Here is a 23,976-nt window from a genome sequence, read left to right as displayed (position 1 = left end):
AAGTTTCCTCAATAGGTATAGGATACAAACAAGTAAATCGATAGAGGTGAACTGATGAAACTTATTGAACTAGCAAATATTATTAAGCATAGTGAGCTCACTACTATAGAGCACTTCCCAAAAGAGTTCTATACTGAATATACAATTACTAACCCTATTATTCATATCTCATTAAAAACAAGTCAAACCAAACAGCACGTTATTTCTTTTACTATCTATCTGAAAAAGGAAAAACAATATTGGGCTTCATATGACCACAGCACCGATTCAATTTATGAACTATATTGTAATCTTCATCTACCAGCTTCAATTAAAGAAATTTTCCTTCACATGGCTAATTGCTAGCTTATACAAATAGACTTAACGTTTGTTTATCAATTTTTCTCGCATTATCTTTTTCATAGGTTTTGTGAATATGGCGCTTAATTTGTTTTAAGAATGACATTACTTCACCACTTGACATAAAAGCATGATTTAATGATAACGAGTACTTATTGGCCACCCGAAGTTCTTCAGCTCCTACAGATATTGGAACATATTGAAAAAGGTTCCATGGATAGTAGAGTGTTGTAAATGACTTTGAAAAGTAAATTCCCTCTGCGCATATCGTAATTCCTTCTGTTTTTTGATGAGGGTATGTGCTTAAATGCGCAACAATACGGTTTGTTTTTGCTACAGGTAAGCGATTTTTAATTTCTTTTGTCATCTCTTCACCTAACTGATCTGTTGTTGCCAATACCTGCTCCGCTTTTAGCAGTGGATTATGCTCTTGAAAAGAGGCACAAATTGATGTTAATCCTTCTAGTGAAATAGCTGGGTATGTATGCTCCTTACACATAAACTCATGTGAGTGATGACACAATAGCTGCTGAATTTTTCGCAATAGGTCTATTAACTTCCCCGCAGAATATGCGTTTTCATTCAAGTGAAAAATTTCTTCACCATTAAAGCAGATAATGTGTTCTCCTCTAAGGGAGATCGATGTAAGCCGTTGAAACTCATTCCAACTTATCGACCCTTTCTTTTTGCGCCAACACTTCCAATAAAGCCCGTCCGTTGTTAAGTAAAATCCTCTCTTACCATAAAACCCGATTAAAGACGTATCTAAGTATGCAATTACTTTTTCTTGCCTTTTCATTTGAAAATATTTTATCGCCGCTTTTTCGCATGAACGTGGAATGGATGTTGCATAAAAACTTGCTTCTTGATACATTAAACATAAATCTCTTAGATACGTTGTTTTCGTTAGTGCCACGTTCATCCCCCCTTTTTCTACTACCTTATTAAACGTCACAAATTAGAAAAAGTTTCATATTTTTATACATTCCCTAAAAAACTTTTTTTATTCCGAAAAATAAGATAATTAAAAGTGCAGAGCGAAACCTAAAAAAGCGTACAGAATTCCAATACGCTTCTTAACCCGTTTAATTTACTTTCTCTTCTTTTACTTTCGCTGCTTCCAGCGACTCAACTCGCTTAATAAGCTGATGCATTGCTTCTAGTAGCGCACGATCATTTTCTGTTTTTGTTTTCATAAAGCTAATAAAAGAAACGATTAAATACGCTAATGTTGCAAAAATTGCAATGTAGATTAAAATAGGAATAAATGCTAAAATGGCCATTGTTTTCAACCCCTTCCATACATACCTATACATAAGCTCTATACTACATTACTATCCTCCAGTTTTCAATTTGGTGTAAAGGAGCGTTACTATGATTATTCGAAGTTACGCAAAAGCTGATGCAGATATGTTATTGAATTTGTTTCAACAAACCATTAAAACAGTTAATCGCGAGCATTATTCAACCGAACAGCTTGATATTTGGTCTGGTCAAGCAGGGTGGATAAACCGCTTAGAACATAACGTTACGCTTGTTGCCACTATTCAATCCTATATCGTTGGATTTATTACCATGAAAGATGATGGTTTGATTGATTTACTATATACACATAAAAATTTTCAACGCCAAGGCATTGCTTCTGCGCTGTTAAAAGCCGTAGAAGCAAGAGCCTATACGCTTGGCCTCACTGCTCTCCAAACAGAAGCTAGCATTACAGCAGAACCATTTTTTGAAGCACAAGGTTTTCGTATTGTTAAAAAGCAGCAAAAAAAAGTGCAAGAGATTGCGTTTACAAATTACTATATGACGAAATCACTCATATAAAGAATAGTTAGGTTGTCAAAATACGTTCGTTTCATTGCACTTCAGACACAAACTTTCCTCTAGTTCCGGCAGGCATCGAATATCTCCCCCTACATTCCGCTAGTTTTTAATGATTTGCTAGATCAACAAAAATCCGAACTATAAGGGAACTAACCCTCAATAGTTCGGATAGATTATTAACGAAAAGACTGTATTCCAACTTCTTTTGCTATTTTGCTAACGTAGAAGGAACAGACTCTTTGCCATACTCATTTACAGCCGTCACATAATAACGAGCTCCTTTTGTATTTTCATCTTCAAACGTTTTTCTCTCATGCTCTGAAACACTACCGATATGAACAAATGAACCATCTTGTTCCTTTTTATAAATACGATACCCAATAACATTTCCTTCACGAACCGCATGCCAAGAAATAAAGTTACCTGCTATTTGTATATTAGTAGGCGCAGTAGGAGTAGGCGGCTCTGATTCTAATTCTTTCGCTTGCTTTTCTATAAGCTCTGTATAAACAACTAACCGCTCTTCATGCGTACCTTCCGCACGATCAAATGTACCCGTACACGTAATTAGATTGAGGCTTCGACCATCACTGTAGCCAAAGATATCGTTTAGAGGTGCCTCGCTTCTCGGATAGCTTTGAATCTTTTTTACAATGAAGATCAGCTTTGTTCCTCGCTCACCTGTTACTTGCACTTTGTCACCTTTTTTGAGATTTTTTAAGTTATAAAAAATGGCTGGACCGCTTTTACTGTCAACATGTCCTGCTAGTACTGCATTCCCTTTAGCACCTGGCTTTGCTCCTAGTTCATACCACGCGACACCGTCTTCAGTTGATGGGGCTGCCATTTCTCCGCTATCTAGTAATCCTACCCGTTCAATCGAGGCTTCCACATTAATAGCAGGAATAGTGACTTGAGTAGGAGTAACTCCTTTAAACCGTTGATTTAATTTTGAAGGATCTGTCTTATGAGATTTCATGACGGTGAACTCTTCTTGAAGCGTCACTTTACTCTTTAGATCTTCTTTGCTTTCTTTACTGAGAGAACCTTCACCTGTTGCTTCTTCTGCTTGAGCAAGAATTTCTTTCACATAAAGGGTACCACCAATTGCTAATAATGCAAATAAAAGAATATATGCAGTAATAATTGCTTTTCTCATCTGCTTCCACCTCGATTCTATTACACAATGGCGAAAAGAAGAGAGATTGCTCCCTCTTCTCTTCTCTTTATGGCTTATTTACTTGCTTGCACTTTTCGACGAACAACTACAGCTGCTGTTAATGCTGCTAAAGCTCCTAGTGCTGTCCATACGATTGTTAATGGATTGGTTGTAGATTCAGAAGCTCCACCCAAACCAGTTTTCGGCATATCTGTTGGCATTTTTGTCTCTGCAAATTGGTCTGGTGATTGCTTAACGATTGCATCACCAAGCGCTTGACCAACACCAAACATTAGCTTATACCCTTCACGAAATGTATCATAACTTCCGTTATAGTTACCTGAAGCATATTGTTCAAACGCTTTAATCACCGTTTGCTCATGTGCTAATACAGCATCTTTCGCTGCGCCAGATGGTAGGTTTTCTTCAGTTGCAGCTCCTAAAAACGCTCCAAATTCATCAGCAAATTTTTTCAATTTTTCTTGAGCTGCTGCTTCTGCTTCTTTATCACCTTTCACTTTTGCACTAGCAAGCTCTGCTTGTGCGTTAATGTGGTCTCCTTGCCAAATCTTTTCAAACTGTGCAGCTCCTTCATCTCCATAAATAGATGCAATAGCTGCTTTGAAGTCCGCAGTATGTGCGTCTTCAGCCCAGTTTACAAAATCATAGTCTGCTGCACCGTCAAATCCTTTTTGCATACCAATTGCTGCTAGGGCAAAATGCTCTGAAGCTAAGCTGTTTAACGTAGAACGTAAATCTGCTGCTGGCGTATCTGATTTTGAGTTCTCGAACTTTTCAGGCATTTGTGTAACGATTGCATTTGATAAAGCATCGCTAATGACATACATATGCTTAAATCCTTCACGGAAAGACTGGTAAGCGCCTTCATAGTCTCCTTCAACATAATCGTCAAATGTTTCTAAAACTTGATTTTCGTGAAGTCTTACTGCTTCTTTCGCTGTTTCTTCAGGAAGTTTACCTTCCGTTGCTGTTCCTAAGAAAGCTGAGAATTCATCAACAAATTCCTGTACCTCTTTTTCAGCTTCTGCTCGGGCACTTTCATCTTTTTCTTTCGCAGCTTTTACAAGGTCATCTGTATAGTTATTATGTTCTCTGAAAATTCGTTCAAATTCTTTCGCACCTTCGTCACCATATACAGATGCAATAGCTGGGGTCATATCAGCCGCATTTTCATCTAGTGCTTTAAACGCTTCATTTGCATCTTCTGCACCATCATAAGCTTTCGTCATTGCAGTTACTGCTAAAACGAAATGTTCAGACAGTAGCTGATCAAGAGTGGAACGTAAATCCGCTGCAGGAGTCTCCACTGTCGGCTGCATTTGTGTTGGTTCTGCTGCGCTTACCATTGTTGGTACAAGAAGTGATGCACCTAATACCGGGGCTATTAATTTTTTGCTAATTTTCATTTTTACACACTCTCCTCTAGTTTTGTTTTTTCTACATTCTCTAACGAAATTTTTTTATTCTTAGATCACTTTTTTCTAAAAAAATTTTTTCTTTTTTGACTGTGACCTATATTCGCTACTTACCTAACGAATGAAGTTTAAATTGAGATCACACTTTTTTTATTTTTCATCATAAGTGCGCTCTCTATTTTCCTAACGAATTCATTATCAGTTTGGATCACCTTCTTTTTAAAAATTTCTTAATAAGTTGTTCTTACTAAATAAACGCACACTGTTGATAATTGGATCATTTTTTCTCAAAAAAAGTTTTTCTGCTTCTTATCACATAGTTCAAGCACTCCGCAGCATAGATAATAAAAGCATTTCTATTCTACTTACGGAGGGAACTCATATGGCTCATCTTTATTCTAAAGGCTGGTTTATTAAAGAGCTAAAAGCTGTAAACGTTACAAAGATTGAAGGAAGAAAGCTTGAAATTTTTAAAACATACATCCTTCGTAATCTCTATCTTGAGCTCGTAGAAGATGGCACAATTAAACCTCCTTTACCATCTGAATAAACAAGAAACAGCCTTTGAGCTTTCGCTCAAAGGCTGTTATTGCATAGATAAAGATTGATCTAGAAACTCCGTTACCCGCTTTACATATTCATTTGGATACTCACTATACCCTTTTACATGAGGCACATCTTTAGGCACCCAAAGTTTAAATTCATCCGGATGTGTTTTGACCATCTTTTGACTTTCTGTGTACGGAATAGATGTATCTCCGTTACTGTGGATAAATAAAATAGGACGAGGATAAATATCTTCAACTGCTTGTATTGGACTTGCATCGTCAGGATTTAAATCAGCAATATACGGAACCGTTGCGAGCGTAAGCGGCGTAAATGGAAAGTCTGGAAGTTTTGACCATACTGATAGATTATCTTGAAGATAGGTTTTCAAATCACTAAACGGACTATCAGCAATGACTGCTTGAACAGCTTCTTCTTGACCAGCCGCTAGTAGTGATGTTGCTGCTCCCATTGAAATTCCATATAAAACAATGGGTTCATCTGTTTCTTCTTTCACTTGATCAATAACTCCAAGCAAATCCAACTGCTCTTTTACGCCAATTGTTGTTTGGTCTCCTTCCGATTCTCCAGCATTTCGAAAATCAAAAGTCACCACTCGGTATCCAGCTTCTATTAAACTTTTACTTAAAGGAAGAAAGCCTCCATTTACATCATGACGATTTCCTCCGTAGCCATGCGACATAATAATAGTAGCTTTCGGAGAGCTTTGTGGTTCCATCATCCATCCTTTAAGCTCTGTTTCTCCGTCTCTGCTTGTAAATACCTCATCATGATATGTTAAACCATATGTACTTGGATTTTCTGTTACAGGTTGTCGCTCTTTTTTAGTCAAGCTAAGCCCTACATAAATTGAAATCGCTGTACACAGTACAATCACTAGCAAAATTAACGAAAAGCTTCCAATCCATATCATTTTTCTTCTTCGGCTGTTCGAAACCTGAGTTTGTTTAATAACGGGTTTCAAGCGTGCACGCTCCTTCACTTTTACTAACAAAGGTTATTTTACACGATTTTGTTTTGAGATAAAAGGTAATCTCTTTACTTTCTAAGCGCTTTCTGATTAATCATTTGTATAAAAGAAGTTTTTCCTTCTACATATTCTGCTGGACTGTATTGATACTTTTTAGCTAGCTCTTGTTTTAAACATGCGTACTCCTGTGCCTCATCTGGGTGTTTAATTAGGTAATCTCTAAATCTCAAATGTCTACCCACTTCGGAATGGCCTTGTTCATACATGTGAACATGATGAGTTCTATCTTCTCCTCCTTTTTGAAAATACCTTCTTCCTTCTATGCCGTTTTCTCCCTTACACTCGTAGCCTCTTTTTATCATTTCATCATTATATGTATGAATAAACGCAATATTTTTGACTTCTATCAAAATATCGATGACTGGCTTTGCTGCTAATCCAGGTACGGACGTGCTGCCGATATGATGAATATCCACAATTTCATCTTGGAAAACTTCTTCTATTAACTGCTTTTCTACTTCATATTGATCCTTCCATTCTCGCTTGTAAGGTACTACTTTCATTTCTCTCATGATAAGCCTCCTCTTAAAAAAATCCTTTTGTATAGCGTACTATACAAAAGGATTTTTGAGAATTCTTTAGAAAATGATGGAACATCTAAAACTTATACCGCGCTGAACGGTAAAGGTAATTGTTGCGGTTGATGTTTGACCAGCACTATTTGTTACGCTCACCACAACCGAATCTGTTCCTACAAAATTCGGGTTTGGCGTATACGTGATTACACCCGTAACTGAATTAATAGACGCAACTCCATTTTGCGGTGGAGTTACAATTCCATAGGTAAGCTGTAACCCTTGTGGATCTCTGGCAACAATTTGAGCTTGAACGGTTTCGTTGACGTTTAGCGTAAATGTTTGATTTTCAATAATAGGTGTATCTGGCTGATTTTCTCCGACCGTAATTGTTGCAATGGCAGTTGCTGCTGCTCCTGTATCATCCGTAACGAGTACGGAGAACGTATCGGTTCCAACAAAGTTTTCGTTCGGCGTATAGACAAACCGTCCGTCAGCAAGCAGCGTCACTTGACCGTTTGCTGGTGATGTCCGAAGTGTAAATAATAATGGACGACCTTGCGTATCCGTTGCCGTAAATAAACCGCTCGCTTCAACTCCTGATATTGTTTGAAGCGCAACATCATTCGCCGTAATTACATTGGCAGCCTGCGTCACGTTAATGGTGACGACCGAAAATGCTTCTTGACCTATATCATTTCGAACGACAACAATGAACTGATCGATTCCCACAAAGCCAAGATTCGGCGTATACGTGTACGCACCGCTTGTCGTTAAAACCACGGTTCCTGAATTAGGAGGTGTAGAAACCGTATACGTGAGCGGGCGACCTTGAGAGTCACTTGCTATAATTTGCCCTTGCAACACTTGCCCGGATACAACCGTTACGTTTTGATCTTCAGCTGTCACTTCGTCATCTACATTAGCAATAACAATAGATACGACCGTCGTAACCGAATCTCCTAGATCATTACGAACAACGACTGTAAAGCTATCAATACCAACAAAGTCTTGATTTGGCGTATACGTAAACGTTCCGTCCGGATTAAAAACGAGCCCTCCGTTCGCTGGTGCAATACCGACGGAATACGTTAGCGGACGTCCGAGCGCATCCGTCGCAATTACTTGACCGCTAATGGGCTGATTTTGCTGTCCCGATACCGTAAGCGGCTCTACCGTAATTTCGTCTTGGAGCTGTTCAACCACAATTCTGACGACTCCTAACGCTGAATCTCCTCGGTCGTTTTGAACAAATACCGTAAAAGAATCTGTTCCAAAGAACCCTGGATTTGGCGTATACGTAAACGTTCCGTCTGGATTGACCACTGCCGCTCCGTTCTCAGGCAGTGATCCTTGCGAATAGCGAAGCGGGCGACCTTGTGAATCTGTTGCTAATACAACGCCTTGCGTGCTTTGATTTTGAACCGTTTGAATCGTCGTATCAGGAACGGTAATCGTACTTGCTGGATTATCAACCACAACCGTTACTTGCGCGATCGCTTGGTCTCCCTGATCGTTTGTAACAAGTACATTAAACTGGTCTTGACCTGTAAAGCCAGCGTTCGGTGTATAAAGAACCGAGCCATCTGGATTGACAACAGCCGTTCCGTATAGCGGATTTGTATTTAACGAGTAAGTTAACGGACGTCCAAGCTGATCTCTTCCCACGACTTGCCCGGTCGCCGGCTGATCTACTAATGTTCTAATCACTAAATTCTCGGCTACCACTTGATTTGGAAACGGCGATACAACGACGGCAATTGTTGTTGTCGCAGTTAAGCCCTGTGGATTTTCAACAAGAACGCTAAACGCATCGTTCCCAACAAATCCGGGATTTGGCGTATACGTAAAGCTGCCGTCTGGATTCAACACAACCGCTCCGTTCGCTGCTCCGCTTCCAAGCAGCGTATACGTTAACGGCTGACCGTTCGGGTCTATGGCAATAACAGCGCCTAGCACCGGCTGTTCTTCAATCGTTTGAATCGTTTGATCCGTCACAATTGGCTGATCAGCAACGGGACCCTGAACGACAAGAACAACTGTAGAAGAGGCAGTATTTCCAGCTGTATCCGTGATCAGCACCGTAAATTGATCTGAACCAAAGAAACCAAATGCGGGTTGATACGTATAGGTACCGTCTGGATTGACCGTGACCGTTCCGTTTTCAGCTGGACTTTGTAGCGTATAAAGCAGCTGAAGTCCTGCTGTACTAAACGCCATAATCTGCCCATTAATTGGCGTATTAAACTCACCTGATTCCTCAGAATCCATCGTAAGAATAGCGCTTGATGATGCTAATACGGTAACGACAACAGTCCCAATTCCTTGCGTACCGTTACCATCGGTGACCACTACATTAAATACATCTTCACCTACAAAGTCTGGATTTGGTGTATACGTAAACGTACCATCTTGATTAATAACTGCTGTTCCGTTAAGCGGTGCTACGCTAATTTGATAAGATACAATATTTCCTTCCGGGTCATTTACTGCTACGTCCCCGTCTACAGGCTGATTTACAAGTGTTGTTACATTTGACCCTAATACGGTAAATGGAGGATTATTTGGGGGAGTAATCGTCACGTTTACTGTTCCAAATCCTTGACCGCCTCTTGTATCCTGTACTACCACTGAGAAATTATCGTTGCCAATATACCCAATGTTTGGGGTATAAGTGAATACTCCGTTACTATTTACCACTACGCTACCGTATAACGGTGCTAAATTTAATCTGAACGTAATTGGGTCTCCGTCAGGATCCGTACCAATTAATTGTCCAGTTGCTGGCGTTCCTTGCTGAGTTGTAATTGACAAGTCGTTGACAGTAGGTGGGTTATTTGTGCTAATTACATTTACAGTACCCAGTGAGTTTGCGACGCCGCCTGCTGTATCTCGAAGCTGGATAACAAATGAATCTACGCCCACAAACCCTGGATTTGGCGTATACGTGTATAAGCCAGTGACGCTATCTACCACAAGGATTCCATTAAATGGCGGTCCGGATACGAAATACGCAATTTGATTTCCATCAGGATCAAACCCCGGTGTTTGCCCACTTATTGACGTATTTTCAGGCATACTAATGGTAAAGTCATTTGTAACGGGCGCACGGTTTGCCGGTGTAACCGTTATATTGACAATGGATGTTGCCGTTAATCCTGTCGTATCTGTTACAGTGACGGTGAACAAATCACTGCCGACATAGTCGACGTTTGGTGTATAAATAAACGTACCGTCTGGGCTAACTGTTGCAATTCCATTTTGGGCCCCTTGCCCTAAGCTGTATGTGAGTGGCTCTCCGTTTGGATCGGTTCCTACAACGCTTCCCGTTACGCTTTGATTTTGAATCGTTGTAACCGAATAATTTGGTACAACAGGAGGTTGAGGCACTGGTGTAACCGTTACTAATACGTTTGTGATAACAAGGTTCCCACCCGAATCTGTAATGCGAACGGTAAACGTATCTCCACCTGTAAAATTCTCATTTGGTGTATACGTAAACACTCCGTTATTATTAATGGTGACCGTCCCGTTAAGCGGTGCATCTTCAATTGCATACGTCAGTGGCAACCCCTCTGGATCTATCGCCACAATTTGACTGGTAATCGGCGTTTCTTCCGGCGTAGAAATCATGATTTCATTTGGCGCAATTGGCGGATCGTCTACCGGTGTGACCGTAATCGTAATAACCGATAAAGCCGTGCCTCCTTGCCCATCGCTCACATTCACTCCAAAGTTATCTTCACCAACGAAATTCAAGTTCGGCGTGTACGTGAAGCTTCCGTCTGCGTTCACCACCGCTATGCCGTTGCTTCCTGGATAAGCAAGTGTATAGGTAAGTGGATTTCCATCTACATCTGTTGCAACTACTTGGTTTGATAAAATCGTGTCTTCAAGAATGGTATACTGATAGTTTGGTACAATTGGTGGGTCATTAACTGGGATAACCGTTACGTTAATGTTTACAATAATAAAGTTTCCTGTTGTATCTGTTACGCGTATTGTAAACGTATCTGCTCCCGTATAGTTTAGGTTTGGCGTATATAAAAATGAGCCTTGAGGATCTACAACGGCGGTGCCATTGGTTGGCGCATCTTCAAGCGTATAAACTAATGGATCGCCATCTGGGTCAACTGCGTTTACAGAGCTTGTAATTGCCGTGTCTTCATTCGTTACAATGGCAATTTCATTCGGTGCAATTGGTGGGTCGTTCACCGGCAATACGTTAATAGTTATCGTGGAAACGGCCTGCCCTCCGTTAGGGTCCGTCACAAGAACAAAGAAATTATCGGTTCCGTTAAAATTGGAATTTGGCGTATACGTGTAGGTACCGTCTGGATTCACAACTGCTGTTCCATTAACCGGCGGTGAGAACAAGCTGTACGTTAATGGATCGTCGTCTATATCTGTTCCAACAACTCGATTTGACAGAATGGTATCTTCATTGATACTAAACTGATAATCAGGAACAGTTGGCGCATCGTTGACTGGATTCACAATTGCCTGCACGTTCACAATCGCAAATGCTCCTGCTGCATCCGTAACTCTTACTGTAAATGTATCTGTACCTGTAAAGTTGGGATTTGGCGTATAGACAAACGTTCCGTCTGCGTTTACCACAACTGTTCCGTTTGTCGGTCCGTCTTCTAGTGCATAAACGAGCGGATCTCCATCCGGATCAATGGCGTTCACCACGCCCCCAACCGCTACGTCTTCATTCGTGGTAACTGTGATTAAATTCGGTGCAATCGGTGGATCATTAACGGGCACAACCGTAATTAAAATCTCTGAAATTGCAACGCCGCCTCTTGAATCCAAAACGTTCACAAAGAAATTATCTTGACCTGTAAAATCTGGATTTGGCGTATACGTAAACGTGCCATTTGGATTGACAACGACCGTTCCATTTGCGGGCGCAGCTGCTAGTTCATACGTCAGCGGGTCTCCATCCACGTCTGTTCCGACTACTTCACTATTTAAAACCGTATCTTCGTTAATCGTATAAGAATAGTTCGGTACCGTCGGCGGATCATTAACTGGAACAACCGTTATTAATACGTTTGTGATGATAAAAGCACCCTGCGCGTCGCTGACGCGAACGGTAAATGAATCAAATCCTGTGTAATTTAAGTTCGGCGTATACGTAAACGTGCCGTCCGCATTCACAACGGCCGTTCCGTTCACAGGAGCATTTTCAAGCACATACGTTAATACGCCGCCTTCAGGGTCGGTTGCTACGACCTGCCCTGGCACAGTCGTATCTTCGTTTGTGACAAGCGTAATATCATTCGGCCCAACCGGCGGGTCGTTTATTGGAATAACATTAACCGTGATGATGGAAGTAGCAGTTCCTCCCTGACCGTCATCTACAAGAACGGTCAATGTATCCGTCCCGTTAAAGTTTGCGTTTGGCGTGTATGTGTATACGCCGTTCGGATTCACTACGGCCGTTCCGTTTGTTGGTGCAACCAACAATGAGTACGTGAGCGGATTCCCTTCCACATCGGTCGCAATAACTTCGGATGTGATAGGTGTGTCTTCGTTTGTTGTAATTTGATAATTCGGTACAACTGGAGCATCATTAACAGGAGTCACGGTAATAACTTGAGAAGACGTCGCGTTCCCTCCTTGACCATCCGTTACGAACACAACAAACGTATCATTTCCTACAAAGTTTTGGAACGGCGTATATGTGTAAGCACCTGTTGCTTGATTTAATACAACCGTTCCAAAATCTGGTGGATCAATCACCGTATACGTGAGCGGATTTCCTAGCGTATTTGTTGCAATTACCTGACCTGGAACTGGAATTTCTTCAGGCGTTGTTAGCTGTCCATCAGGCGATGTCGTATTCCCGTTCGTTTCCAGAACGACCACGCTAACCGTTGAAAGTCCAGTCGCACCTTGAGGGTCTGTCACAAGTACTGTAAAGACATCATTTCCAATAAACCCTGCATTTGGTGTATACGTGTACGTTCCATTTGCATTTAAGACAACCGTTCCGTTCGCTGGTGCTTGGTTAAGAGTATACGTTAACGTTCCGCCTTCAGGATCGTTAGCAGTAATCGCACTCAAGATTGGAATGTCTACGGTCGTTGTAATCGTATGATCACTTACAACGGGAGGGTCGTTAATTGGTAAGATCGTAATAAAGACTGTAGAAAGTGCGGTGCCACCTTGGTCATCTGATACTAAGACGCTAAAAACATCCGTTCCGTTATAATTGAAGTTTGGCGTATACGTAAACGTGCCGTTTGCATTTAACACAACCGCCCCATTGGAAGGAAGAGTGGTGAGCGTAAAGGTGAGTGGATCTCCTGAAGGGTCCGTTGCTGGAATTTGGCTACTAAGCGGCGTATCTTCATTAATCGTAAACGTCAAGTCTGCCGTTACTGGTGGATCGTTAACCGCAATAACGTTAATGGTGACCGTTGAGACCGCGGTGCCTCCCTGACCGTCACTTACTAACACCGTAAAAACATCCGTTCCGAAATAGTCTGGGTTTGGCGTATACGTAAAAATTCCGTTGGCGTTGACAACCGCTACTCCGTTTGCAGCCTGCGTTTGCAGCGTATATGTGAGCAGATTTCCATCCACATCAACCCCGACAATCGCACCGGTAACAGAAGAATCTTCTTGCGTTGTAAACGTATAGTCTGGAACCGTTGGAGGATCGTTAACTGGCACAATGGTAATGTTCACCGTTGAAACCGCTGTCCCTCCTTGACCATCATTTACGAGCACGGTAAAGCGGTCCGTTCCCGTATAGTTCAGGTTTGGCGTGTACGTAAACGTGCCGTCCGCGTTCACAACCGCTGTTCCGTTTAGCGCTGGATTTTGCAGCGTATACGTGAGCGGGTTCCCGTCTGGATCAAACGCAACAACCTGATTGGCTATCGTCGTATCTTCATTAATTGTGAACGTTAAATCAGACGTCACCGGCGGGTCGTTAAGCGGTAATACGTTAATCGTTACCGTTGAAACCGCGGTGCCTCCTAACCCGTCGCTAACTAAAATGGTAAATACATCGGTTCCGTTAAAATTTAGATTCGGCGTATACGTAAACGTGCCGTCTGCATTTACAACCGCTACTCCGTTTGCTGCTTGAGACTGGAGCGTATAGGTTAGCGGATTGCCGTCCGCATCCGTTGCTACAACGTTAGCAACGACCGATGCGTCTTCTTGAGTAGAAAACGTATAGTTCGGTATGACTGGACCATCATTTACAGGTGTAATTGTAATAAACACCGTTGAAACGGCAGTGCCTCCTTGACCGTCACTCACTAACACCGTGAACTGATCACTTCCGCTGTAGTTGAGGTTCGGTGTATACGTAAACGTCCCATCTGAATTCACCAAAGCCGTTCCGTTAACCGGCGCATTTTGCAAACTATACGTCAGCGGATTGCCGTCCGCATCCGTTGCGGTGACTTGCCCAGCGATTGTCGTATCTTCTAAAATTGTAAAAAACAAATCTCCCGTTACCGGTCGATCGTTGACTGGCAGTACGTTAATGGTCACCGTTGAAACAGCCGTGCCTCCTTGACCATCACTCACTAATACAGTAAATACGTCGGTTCCATTAAAATTCAAGTTTGGCGTATACGTAAACGTGCCGTCTACATTCACAATCGCTACGCCGTTCGCTGCCTGAGATTGTAGCGTATACGTCAGCGGATTTCCATCAATATCATTTCCAACAATGGTTCCAACAACCGACGCATCTTCCTGCGTTGAAAACGTATAGTTTGGTACCGTTGGCGGATCGTTGACCGGCTGCACATTAACCGTCACTGTAGAAACAGCTGTGCCTCCTTGACCGTCGCTTACGAGAACGGTAAACACGTCGGTTCCATTAAAATTTAAGTTTGGCGTATACGTGAACGTGCCGTCTGCGTTTACCAAAGCCGTTCCGTTAGTGGGCGCATTCTGCAAGCTAAACGTCAGCGGGTCTCCGTCTGGGTCGGTTGCCGTTACCCGATTTGAAAGCGTCGTATCTTCGTTAATCGTAAATGATAAATCGCCAGTCACTGGTGGATCATTGATTGGCAACACAGTAATGGTAACGGTGGAAACTGCCGTCCCTCCTAATCCATCACTTACTAACACCGTAAACACATCCGTTCCGTTAAAGTTCGGATTTGGTGTATAAATGAAGTTCCCATTTGCATTTACTCCCGCTACTCCGTTTGCAGGAGGTGTTTGAAGAGAATATGTGAGCGGGTTTTGGTCTGGATCATTTCCTACAACAGCTCCAACTACTGCCGTATCTTCCTGCGTTGTAAAAGAATAGTTTGGAACAGTTGGTGGATCGTTTACAGGAATGACTGTAACTGTAACAACAGAAAGGGCTGTGCCTCCCTGCCCATCACTTACCAATACTGTAAACTGGTCGGTTCCGCTGAAATTGGCAGTTGGCGTATACGTATATGTGCCGTCTGTATTGACAATTGCCGTCCCGTTCGTCGGTGAATCCTGTAGGGTGAACGTCAGCGGATTTCCATCAGCATCCGTTGCAAATACTTGACCGTTTAACGGGGTATCTTCTGTTGTTTGCACTGCATAATTTTGCGTAACCGGACCGTCATTTACAGGCGTAGTAATGATGGTAACGGTTGAAGTAGCTGTACCACCTTGACCATCACTAACTATGACGGTAAAAGTATCGGTTCCGTTAAAGTTTGGGTTTGGCGTATAGACAAACTGACCGTTTGGATTCACGCTAACGGTTCCGTTGGTTGGCGCCGTTCCTAGCTGATACGTGAGCGGATTTCCATCTACGTCTGAACCTACTACTTGCCCAACTGCCGGCGTATCCTCAGGATTTGTGACCGTATAATCCGGAACAGTCGGCGGCGTGTTAACTGCCGCAATCGTATTAACTGCTGATGCTGCAGAACCCGTTACGGTATTTCCAGGAGTGCTTTGAAACTGATATTGTATAAACAGCTGATTTGACAACTGGGTAACGTTTGTTAACGGTCCCGCTACGCGCACTTGATACGTGAGCGTCACTGTTTGGTTGACCGCAATTGTCCCGAGCGAAATCCCAGCTTGAATATCGACGTTGGTTTGCTGTGCTCCGTTTACAAATAAACTGTTTGGAACAAAATCAGTCGCATCTGATAATGCATCGGTTGCCACCACGAGATTAGCCGCTGCTGTTCCCGTATTTTGAACGGTTACCGTATACGCAACGAGATCTCCCGTTCGTGCAGATGCGACATTAGCCATTTTATTAATCGTAAAAACAGGCGCATTAATATCGATTTGAAGTCCTAACGAGTTAATCACATACGTATCGCCGCTCGTGCTTCCTCGAACCGTTGCCGTTGACTGGTTGTTTTGCAACCTTGATGACACGTCAATATTAGTGATGTCCCACCCTTGACGCGCTCCGGAAATATTCGTGCCTACAGGGTGGTTCACGTTGCCAAACGTACCGGACGTATCAATCGTTCCCGCATCATTATTAATTTGAGATGCAAAAAAATTCGAAATCGGATTATTAGGACCTGAAACGGCTTGAAGCGTTGCGGTAGTTGGACCGAATAAGAGCTGATCACCTGTAATAATGGAGTCACCTTCAATGGAACTAACTAGCAATCTCCCATTTACTGCTCCAGTCACGGGCGTACCAAACCCTGAAACGGTTGCGGTTGTACTTCCCGTTCCGCTCGTTAATTCTGCTCCAACAAAAATCGATAAATTGCGGGAGCGCTGAAGCGGATCTTCATACACAACGGCGAGCGTCCATCCTGCTGAATTTAACGTATTATCTCTATCACCTTGCGTACCAGGCACACCAAGAGCCGTATACGTACCGGCGGTGGTTATTAAATTCGTCACGTTTGCGCTTCGTACATAAAAGAGATTGGGAGATGCCGTTAACGTGGAGCGGGTAGCCGTATCGGGCGCAACCGTAAAGCTCCCTGAAGGCGTGCGAAACGTAATCGAATTATTAATAAACGCGCTGACGTTTTCATCCGTTGACGTATACAAGCCGCCCCAAATTAATTCAGCATATAAAATTCGTGTCGTTGTAGACGGTAAACGTAAAACCGCACTTGAAGAATTTTGGCGCCAATCAGCCGTAGTACCTAATGGATAAGACCCATCGACGGAGCTTGCATTCGCGCTAAAAAAAGTTCCAATCGAATGAGCAGTTCCAGGGGCGTTAACGTTGTTTTGCTTACTGAGACCAAAGGTGTTTCCAGTAAAAGTAATGGCCCCGTTAGCATTCCCTAAAAACCGATTAATATATGGCACAGTATTATCACCTCATTTTCTAAAATACACTTAACAATATATAAAGTTTTTTGCAAAATGTTCCTAAAAATTAGAAAAAACCAAGACACTTACCCAGCACACAATCTACCGCAAGTTGAGTATACTAACTCATAGATTCTAGTAGAAAGGAATGAATAAAGCATTGTCATCCTCTTTATCCTCTCGCCAAACTCATTGTGTAAATGCATTTCACGTTTATGACTGGATTCAAAAGAAGTACGAGGGTGCGCTAGACGTCTTTAGAAGTAATGGAACAGACGGAATTATTAGCGGCATTAACTTATGCGACCTTCTGTTACAGCGCAATCGCTTCTTTATTGAAGCAATGATTGTTGATGAAAATGGATGTCCAATCTCACCCGAGCGCGGCATAGCTATCACTGAATTAACGAATTCAATGACGCGCTCAAAAAAACGCTTGAATGACGAAGAAAACTGTCCCGTTCTCCATCGAGCAGTAATTCAAAAACAAGGGCAATATCTTTTGACGCTCGTTGATAAAACAACTGGGCAAATTTGCAAATCTAATCCAATCCCCTTTACGATTCGAGAAACCGTATATCTTTATGCACCTCTAGATACAACTATTCAGGTTGACGTAACAAGCGTTGAGTTTAACGTTACACCTTCGTGCATTAACAACGTTCAAGAACTTCGTGTAGAAGTAAGTATCTGTCAAAGCATTACCAGTGGCTATACTAAAACAATTGAAATTGAGGGATCTTACATTACCCCTCGGGAAGATTTACAGCCAAGTCATTGTAAACACAAAAGCTGTTAGCATACCAAAAAGCACTGTTTCCAACTAAGAAACAGTGCTCTTTTATTGTTCTTTGGCAATCGCTTGCTGCATTGTACTTTTATGAGAAGAAATTACGCGTTTAACTTCTTTTCTAATGGTCCTGCCATAGCGCATGGTTCCCATTTTTTCATGAACCCTGTAATATAAAAGCGGATTATCAATATAGTGGATTGGAACCTGCTTAATAATTCTTAACCACATATCATAATCATGAGTGTAAAGTAAAGTTTCATTAAACGTACCTACGCGGTCGAACACTTCTTTTTTTATCATAACGGTACATCCATTGATAAAGTTTCCTTTACTCATCTCTTGAAGCATTCGTAATCGACTCTCATAAAAAACTCCAATTGACCTTGATGTAATCGCACCTTTTTTATTAATTAAGTGATAATCTGTATATGAGAAAGAAGCATTCTCTTTAAGCATAAATGTTAATTGATCTTCAATTTTATTCGCTGGGTAAACATCATCTGAGCTTAACCAGCAAATATATTCTCCAGAAGCGCGACGAAGTCCTACGTTTAAAGCACTAGCCGTTCCTCCATTTTCTTTTTCAATATAAATAATACGATGCAGATAAGGGCTGATTCTATCAGAATGTTCCGTTGCTCCATCGTTCACTACAATAATTTCGACATTTGAATATGTTTGCTTCAATAAGCTATCAAGAGCTTGATCAATGTAGGCGCAGTTATAAAAAGGTACGATAACTGATACTTTGCACACTTTATAAATCACTCCTTTTTACTACCCTATGAAATCGAAACAAATACGTGATTATACAGAGTTTTTATCGATAATGAACATAAACCTTTTCCTCATCATATATGTATGAAATAGCATGAAAGAAATGAAAACGCGTACTTGTATGCACAAATTGAAAAGAGGAGGTCCTCTCATATGCTTCACTCTTCTTACGCATCATTTTCTGGTAATGAACAGCTACAAGCGAGTCCACCAACTTCTGATGCTATTTCAAATACGTTTACAATTGAATTTTGGGTGCGTCCAACTAAGGAACAAACTCTTAGGAAAGAGAGTCGCTCCGGCGTATCCCCTCTTGAAAATCAACCTTTTGTAATTGCACCTGCTGACGATCAAGCTCTTACAGTCGCTGAAGCGTTCATTGCCATTTCCGTTGGCACCAATGGCATTTCTGTTTATGAAATTGGCAAAGATCATTTTACACCAACGCTTGTATATCCTTGTTCAATTGAGGGCTGGACACACGTAGCGCTCGTTTATCATCACCGTACTCCCTCTTTATACGTGAATGGTGTCCTAGCTAAAACGGGAATTTTAAGTCGCCGAAGAAAAATCATTCCTCACTTTTGTTTTGGTGGACACCCTTCATATGGGTACTTTCAAGGTGATTTACAAGAAGTTAGACTATGGAATATCGTACGAACAGAACCACTTATTCAAGCTTTTTATCAAACTATTATCGATCACATAAAAGGTCACATGATTCAGTATTGGCCGCTTTGTGAAGAAACAACCGTTCAAAGCTGTGTTGAAACAGGTGCTCACGTTATAGAAAACCCTGTAAAGTTACACAAAAAAAAGTTATTGTTTACGTTTTATATTCCAAGTGGAGGGGTTGAAACATTAAACCGGCAGCGCTTTTACGCTTTATCTGAATCAAGTATTCAATGTGATTTTTTATATACACAGCCTGGAACGGGCCTCCAAAACAAAGTCAATGCTTCTGTATTTGTGACCAATGAAGATGTGAAAATAAAAGAAATTATTTCAAAAGAAAACTATGATGCTATTATCGTTAATACAGATTATCTTCTTTTAAAAAGACTGCGACAATTAGGCTATAAAGGTCATTTAATTTATGAAGTGCAAGGATTAGGAACAGATAAAGAGTATACGAATGCTTATTTAAAGGGTCATGCACACTCTTATATTAAAAACTATAGCGATGCCATTCTATACCCTAACACTCCCCATCTTATCGGTGCTTTCCAACAGTATTTGTCTTCAAAACAACAATTTTGCTTTCATAACTGTTTTGATACAAGGCAATTCCATTATCAACCGCTGCCAAAACAACCTACCCCAATTATTGGATGGGTAGGAAGGCTTGAGGACAATAAAAACTGGCGTGACTTCCTTCGCATTGGATCTCATATTATAAAACATTCAGCTGATGTAAAGCTTTGGATGTTCGAAGACAATACGCTTTCAACCCCCGCTGAGCGTGAAGCATTTGAGTGTTTAGTTGATCAGCTTAACCTCAGAAGTCATTTAACTATTTACGCCAATCAACCTCATGCCAAAATGGCAGAGTATTTTTCAATCATTGGGGATTCGGGAGGATTTTTATGCTCCACTTCTAAAGTAGAGGGATTTGGCTATGCAGTATTAGAAGCAATGGTTTGTAAATGTCCCGTTTTATCTACGGATTCAGACGGTGTAAAAAGTTTTATTATCCATAACCAAACTGGAAAATTCTTTACATTGGGTAACATTGAAGAAGCCGTAAAAGAAGGAATAGAACTCCTTACCAATAAATCGCTGCGTGAAACGATTCGACACCAGGGTGTCACCCATATCATTCAGCACTTTTCACCCCAGGAATATGCAGCCAACTTTAAGCAAATGCTCTCTCAAATATAAAAAAACCCCCTTCCACTTTCTAAACTTCAATAAGTGGAAGGAGTTCACGTTATGAAACAGGGCCGATTGTAGTACCGGTAAACGTTAAAGGACCGGTAACGCGTGCTTGTGTTAAAAGTGGATTTAACAATTCAGCAGTAATCGTATACGCATGATAGCCAACAGGAGCATTTGAATCTACAATTTGAAATGCAGCAAGTCGAATTTCATTTACTGCCAGCGTACTTATTTGAGCAGACCCGATAATACCACCATCACGTAATACGCTAACTAAGATGTTGGGTAATCCTAAGAAAGAGCGAATCCCAATTGTACAATCTAATAACACGGTGGATCCTGGACGAGGAACTGCCAGTCCAAATTCAGCTAAAACAATAGTGCCGATAGTTGGAATAGCTCGGTCTAAACTATTATTAAAGTTACTCGGTACACTTGCATTAAAATCATCAATAGGTCTCAATTTGTTTCCTCCTTATATAAAAATATACTGACAATTTATTATATGAAATATAGTAAATTATGCTTGGACAAAAAAACCAATTTTTACCAAAATTCTTGTAATTTCACTTTTTCTACTTGTCTTTCATACTATGTAACTAGCTCTTAATTTAAAGCACGTCAGGAAGAAGGGATTTGCAATGGAAAAAGTATCAATTATTATTCCTTTTTATAATTGTTCCTATGTTCAACAAGCAATTGAAAGTGCTCTGCAGCAAACCTATTCAAATATTGAAGTAATTGTTGTTAATGACGGCTCCACAATTCACACTGAAAAAGTGACTCCTTATTTAGATCGAATTCGCTATATTGAAAAGAAAAACGGGGGAACTGCCAGCGCTTTAAATGTTGGCATTCAGCATGCAACTGGTGATTACTTTGCATGGCTGAGCTCTGATGATTTATTTGTTCATGATAAAGTAGAAAAGCAGCTCCGCTTTATGAAGGCTCATAACGCCTATATAAGCCATTCAAACTACGCACTTATTAACAACAATAGCGAAGTTACTGTACCTTTAGCAGGCGTTTATTTTGACCGGAAGTTAGATTTTATTGAGCACCTTCAAATCGGCTGTAGCGTTAACGGCTGCACCATCATGATGAAAATGGACGTTTTTTCTACCCTCGGACTATTTAATGAAACGCTACGATTTACACAAGACTACGATTACTGGCTGCGCTGCGTTCCTGCCTACGAGTTTTATTATCTTAATGAACCGCTTGTTCACTATCGTGTTCATGAAGAAATGGGAACTAAGAAGCATACAAAAGAAATTGAGCGTGAAATTAAGGCAGTCCAAGAATCACACCGTTCCGTGCTCAACAACATGGTACAGCTTGAAAAAGGTTCATCACCTGGTCTTATTAATTCTTTGGCATCGCAGTCCTTTTCTCAGCCTGCAAACAAGCCTTTAAACATTACGTTTCCTATTTTAACGCTGTGCAAAGGTGGCGCTCAGCGCATGCTTGCTGATATTAGTAACGGCCTTGTTGATTTAGGGCATAATGTAACCATTTTAATGCCTCCACAAGGTGACATAGAGTATGACGTAAAAGCAAAGATTACAAGGACTCCTGGTGCTGTGATAACGGAGCAAGACTATCCAAACAGTGACTTAATTATCTCAAACTTCTACTCAACCGTTCCGTCTGCTGCGGCTGCAAGCGCTCAAGGAAAAGGCATTCACGCGCGCTTTAGCTTATGCTATGAGCCCGTGTTTCTTCCTGAACAAAGCGTTTCTTTTCAGTCTTACAATACAACACCTTATTTGCTTGTTATCTCACGCTACCAGCAAGAATTAATCTCATTACTTCATGGTATTAAAGGTGAACATATTCCTATTTATGTAAATCCTAACTTTTCAAAGCTGTCATTATCCAATAAAAGAAAACCGCTCACAATCTCTGCTATTGTGAGGATACCAGAAGGTGGATATTCTTGGCAGCGTGACCAGGATTATTTAATTGAGCAACTAAAGGTTGTCAAAAAACAGTTTCCAAGTGTACGAATCAATCTGATTTGTCCACCAAATGAGTTTGCTCAGTCTCCTATGTTACAAGACTTGCGAAATAAGGAAGGCTTTTTATTCTATTCTCCAAAAGATGACTATGAACTGTGCGCTTATTACAACCGAGCAGATATTTTTGTGACTTCTTCCATTTATGAAACAGCTGTTTTACCGGGGCTTGAAGCCATGAAGTGCGGTGCAGCAATCGTAGGTGTCTATGCCGGTGGAAATACCGAATACGGCCGTCATGAAGAAACCTGCTTAATGTCTTACCGGTATGAAAATCGACTCGGTGAGGATATCATCCGCTTAATTCAAGATCCTGCACTCCTTGCAAAGTTGAAAAATAACGGTGAACAAGAAGCTGAAAGATGGCAGCTTTCAAACAGCGTCGCAGCATTTGAAAAAGCATGCTATTCCTTTTTACAAGATGCACACAAATAAACAGGCACATTTCACTGTGCCTGTTTATTTGTGTTGATGTTCATATAAGGAAGCTGTGCATTCCTATACGATTAAGATTCACATAATTATCCCTTTGTCCCTCCGGCTGTTAAGCCTGAGATAAAGTACTTTTGACAAACTAGGAATAAAAGAGCAATCGGAACGGCAATGAGTACAGACCCTGCCGCAAAAGCTGTAAACTGATTTCCGAATTGTCTTGAAATCATATCATATAAACCAACTGCCAGCGTGTAATTTTCGCCTGAACGAAGCAATACCTTTGCTAAAATGAAATCTCCAAACGGAGCTGTAAACGTAAATAATGCAATAACAGCAATGATTGGTTTGGCTAACGGCATAACGATTTGGAAAAAGATACGAAGATGCCCAGCTCCGTCCATCTTTGCGGACTCATCTAGCTCTTTTGGAATCGTATCTAAATACCCTTTCATTAACCATGTATTCATTGGAATAGCTCCACCTACATAGATTAAAATTAACCCAAGGTGTGTATCAATTAACTTTGTAACCGTCGCAAGCACAAAAATAGCAATTAATGCTGCAAAGTTTGGAATCATTTGTAACACTAAAAACGTTAATAATCCATTTTTTCTTCCAACAAATCGATAGCGAGAAAATGAATAAGCGGTTAGGCTAACTAAAATAAGAGATAAAATCATGGTTGAAATACTAATTTTCAACGAGTTCGCATACCAGATTAAATAATTACTTTGGCTCGTATCAAATAGAGCTGCATAGTGCTTGAACGTAGCGTTTTCCGGAAACATTTTTGAACCAGACAAGCTATCTCCGGGATTTAAAGACGAACCAATAATCCAAAGAATTGGATACAAGATAATGGCAAACATAACTAGTACAACTGCGTATGATAAAGTGAGACGAATGGTTTTTTTTGTTTTTATACTCATA

The 23,976-nt window shown here is 41.1% G+C and carries 16 protein-coding genes; 6 read left to right on the top strand and 10 right to left on the bottom strand.

What is annotated here, in order from left to right; all coding sequences use genetic code 11:
- The first annotated feature begins 54 nt into the window (after positions 1–54).
- Positions 55–345, top strand: coding sequence for a hypothetical protein (locus V2145_RS07280; RefSeq protein ID WP_094910356.1), 291 nt, complete (start codon positions 55–57; stop codon positions 343–345).
- 1 nt (position 346) lies between these two features.
- Here the strand turns inward: V2145_RS07280 and V2145_RS07275 are convergent, their stop codons facing one another.
- A complete protein-coding gene (locus V2145_RS07275; RefSeq protein WP_094910357.1) occupies positions 347–1,255 on the bottom strand; it encodes a hypothetical protein in 909 nt (302 codons plus the stop codon).
- Positions 1,256–1,424: 169 nt separating this feature from the next.
- The gene (locus V2145_RS07270; RefSeq protein WP_094910358.1) at positions 1,425–1,622 is read right to left on the bottom strand and encodes a hypothetical protein; all 198 of its coding nucleotides are present in this window, start codon (positions 1,620–1,622) and stop codon (positions 1,425–1,427) included.
- A gap of 91 nt (positions 1,623–1,713) precedes the next feature.
- On the opposite strand from V2145_RS07270, the gene V2145_RS07265 reads away from it, so the two are divergent.
- Positions 1,714–2,166, top strand: coding sequence for a GNAT family N-acetyltransferase (locus V2145_RS07265; protein ID WP_131887862.1), 453 nt, complete (start codon positions 1,714–1,716; stop codon positions 2,164–2,166).
- 208 nt (positions 2,167–2,374) lie between these two features.
- Here the strand turns inward: V2145_RS07265 and V2145_RS07260 are convergent, their stop codons facing one another.
- On the bottom strand, positions 2,375–3,325 hold the full coding sequence (locus V2145_RS07260; RefSeq protein ID WP_094910360.1) for a class F sortase: 951 nt from the start codon (positions 3,323–3,325) through the stop codon (positions 2,375–2,377).
- A 74-nt stretch (positions 3,326–3,399) separates the two neighbouring features.
- Entirely contained in the window at positions 3,400–4,752 is a 1,353-nt protein-coding gene (locus tag V2145_RS07255) for a copper amine oxidase (protein ID WP_094910361.1), read from the bottom strand.
- A 391-nt stretch (positions 4,753–5,143) separates the two neighbouring features.
- Here V2145_RS07255 and V2145_RS07250 point away from each other — a divergent pair, with 391 nt between their 5' ends.
- The gene (locus tag V2145_RS07250) at positions 5,144–5,311 is read left to right on the top strand and encodes a YflJ family protein (protein ID WP_094910362.1); all 168 of its coding nucleotides are present in this window, start codon (positions 5,144–5,146) and stop codon (positions 5,309–5,311) included.
- A gap of 36 nt (positions 5,312–5,347) precedes the next feature.
- On the opposite strand, the gene V2145_RS07245 is transcribed toward V2145_RS07250, so the two are convergent.
- From V2145_RS07245 to V2145_RS07235, 3 genes are all read right to left on the bottom strand, one after another.
- Complete coding sequence (locus tag V2145_RS07245) at positions 5,348–6,292, bottom strand: alpha/beta hydrolase (protein ID WP_094910363.1); 945 nt, start codon at positions 6,290–6,292, stop codon at positions 5,348–5,350.
- 74 nt (positions 6,293–6,366) lie between these two features.
- On the bottom strand, positions 6,367–6,870 hold the full coding sequence (locus V2145_RS07240; RefSeq protein ID WP_094910364.1) for a GrpB family protein: 504 nt from the start codon (positions 6,868–6,870) through the stop codon (positions 6,367–6,369).
- A gap of 66 nt (positions 6,871–6,936) precedes the next feature.
- On the bottom strand, positions 6,937–17,142 hold the full coding sequence (locus tag V2145_RS07235; protein WP_330987457.1) for a tandem-95 repeat protein: 10,206 nt from the start codon (positions 17,140–17,142) through the stop codon (positions 6,937–6,939).
- Between the two features lie 151 nt (positions 17,143–17,293).
- Here V2145_RS07235 and V2145_RS07230 point away from each other — a divergent pair, with 151 nt between their 5' ends.
- Complete coding sequence (locus V2145_RS07230; protein WP_131887871.1) at positions 17,294–17,944, top strand: hypothetical protein; 651 nt, start codon at positions 17,294–17,296, stop codon at positions 17,942–17,944.
- Positions 17,945–17,986: 42 nt separating this feature from the next.
- Here V2145_RS07230 and V2145_RS07225 read toward each other — a convergent pair whose 3' ends face one another.
- Entirely contained in the window at positions 17,987–18,694 is a 708-nt protein-coding gene (locus V2145_RS07225; protein ID WP_330987456.1) for a glycosyltransferase family 2 protein, read from the bottom strand.
- 174 nt (positions 18,695–18,868) lie between these two features.
- Here V2145_RS07225 and V2145_RS07220 point away from each other — a divergent pair, with 174 nt between their 5' ends.
- Entirely contained in the window at positions 18,869–20,596 is a 1,728-nt protein-coding gene (locus V2145_RS07220) for a glycosyltransferase (RefSeq protein ID WP_330987455.1), read from the top strand.
- A 49-nt stretch (positions 20,597–20,645) separates the two neighbouring features.
- On the opposite strand, the gene V2145_RS07215 is transcribed toward V2145_RS07220, so the two are convergent.
- Positions 20,646–21,056 carry a hypothetical protein gene (locus V2145_RS07215; protein WP_094910374.1) on the bottom strand — a complete coding sequence of 137 codons (411 nt, stop codon included), beginning with the start codon at positions 21,054–21,056 and terminating at the stop codon, positions 20,646–20,648.
- A gap of 178 nt (positions 21,057–21,234) precedes the next feature.
- On the opposite strand from V2145_RS07215, the gene V2145_RS07210 reads away from it, so the two are divergent.
- Entirely contained in the window at positions 21,235–23,046 is a 1,812-nt protein-coding gene (locus V2145_RS07210) for a glycosyltransferase (protein WP_256993290.1), read from the top strand.
- An 86-nt stretch (positions 23,047–23,132) separates the two neighbouring features.
- On the opposite strand, the gene V2145_RS07205 is transcribed toward V2145_RS07210, so the two are convergent.
- Entirely contained in the window at positions 23,133–23,975 is an 843-nt protein-coding gene (locus V2145_RS07205; protein ID WP_025910245.1) for a sugar ABC transporter permease, read from the bottom strand.
- Between the last annotated feature and the right edge of the window lies 1 nt (position 23,976).

The sequence above is a fragment of the Priestia sp. GS2 genome, assembly GCF_036409025.1.
Classification (GTDB): domain Bacteria; phylum Bacillota; class Bacilli; order Bacillales; family Bacillaceae_H; genus Priestia; species Priestia aryabhattai_A.
Note: the sequence above shows the minus strand (reverse complement) of the source record. Positions and strands in the feature narration are given on the sequence as shown.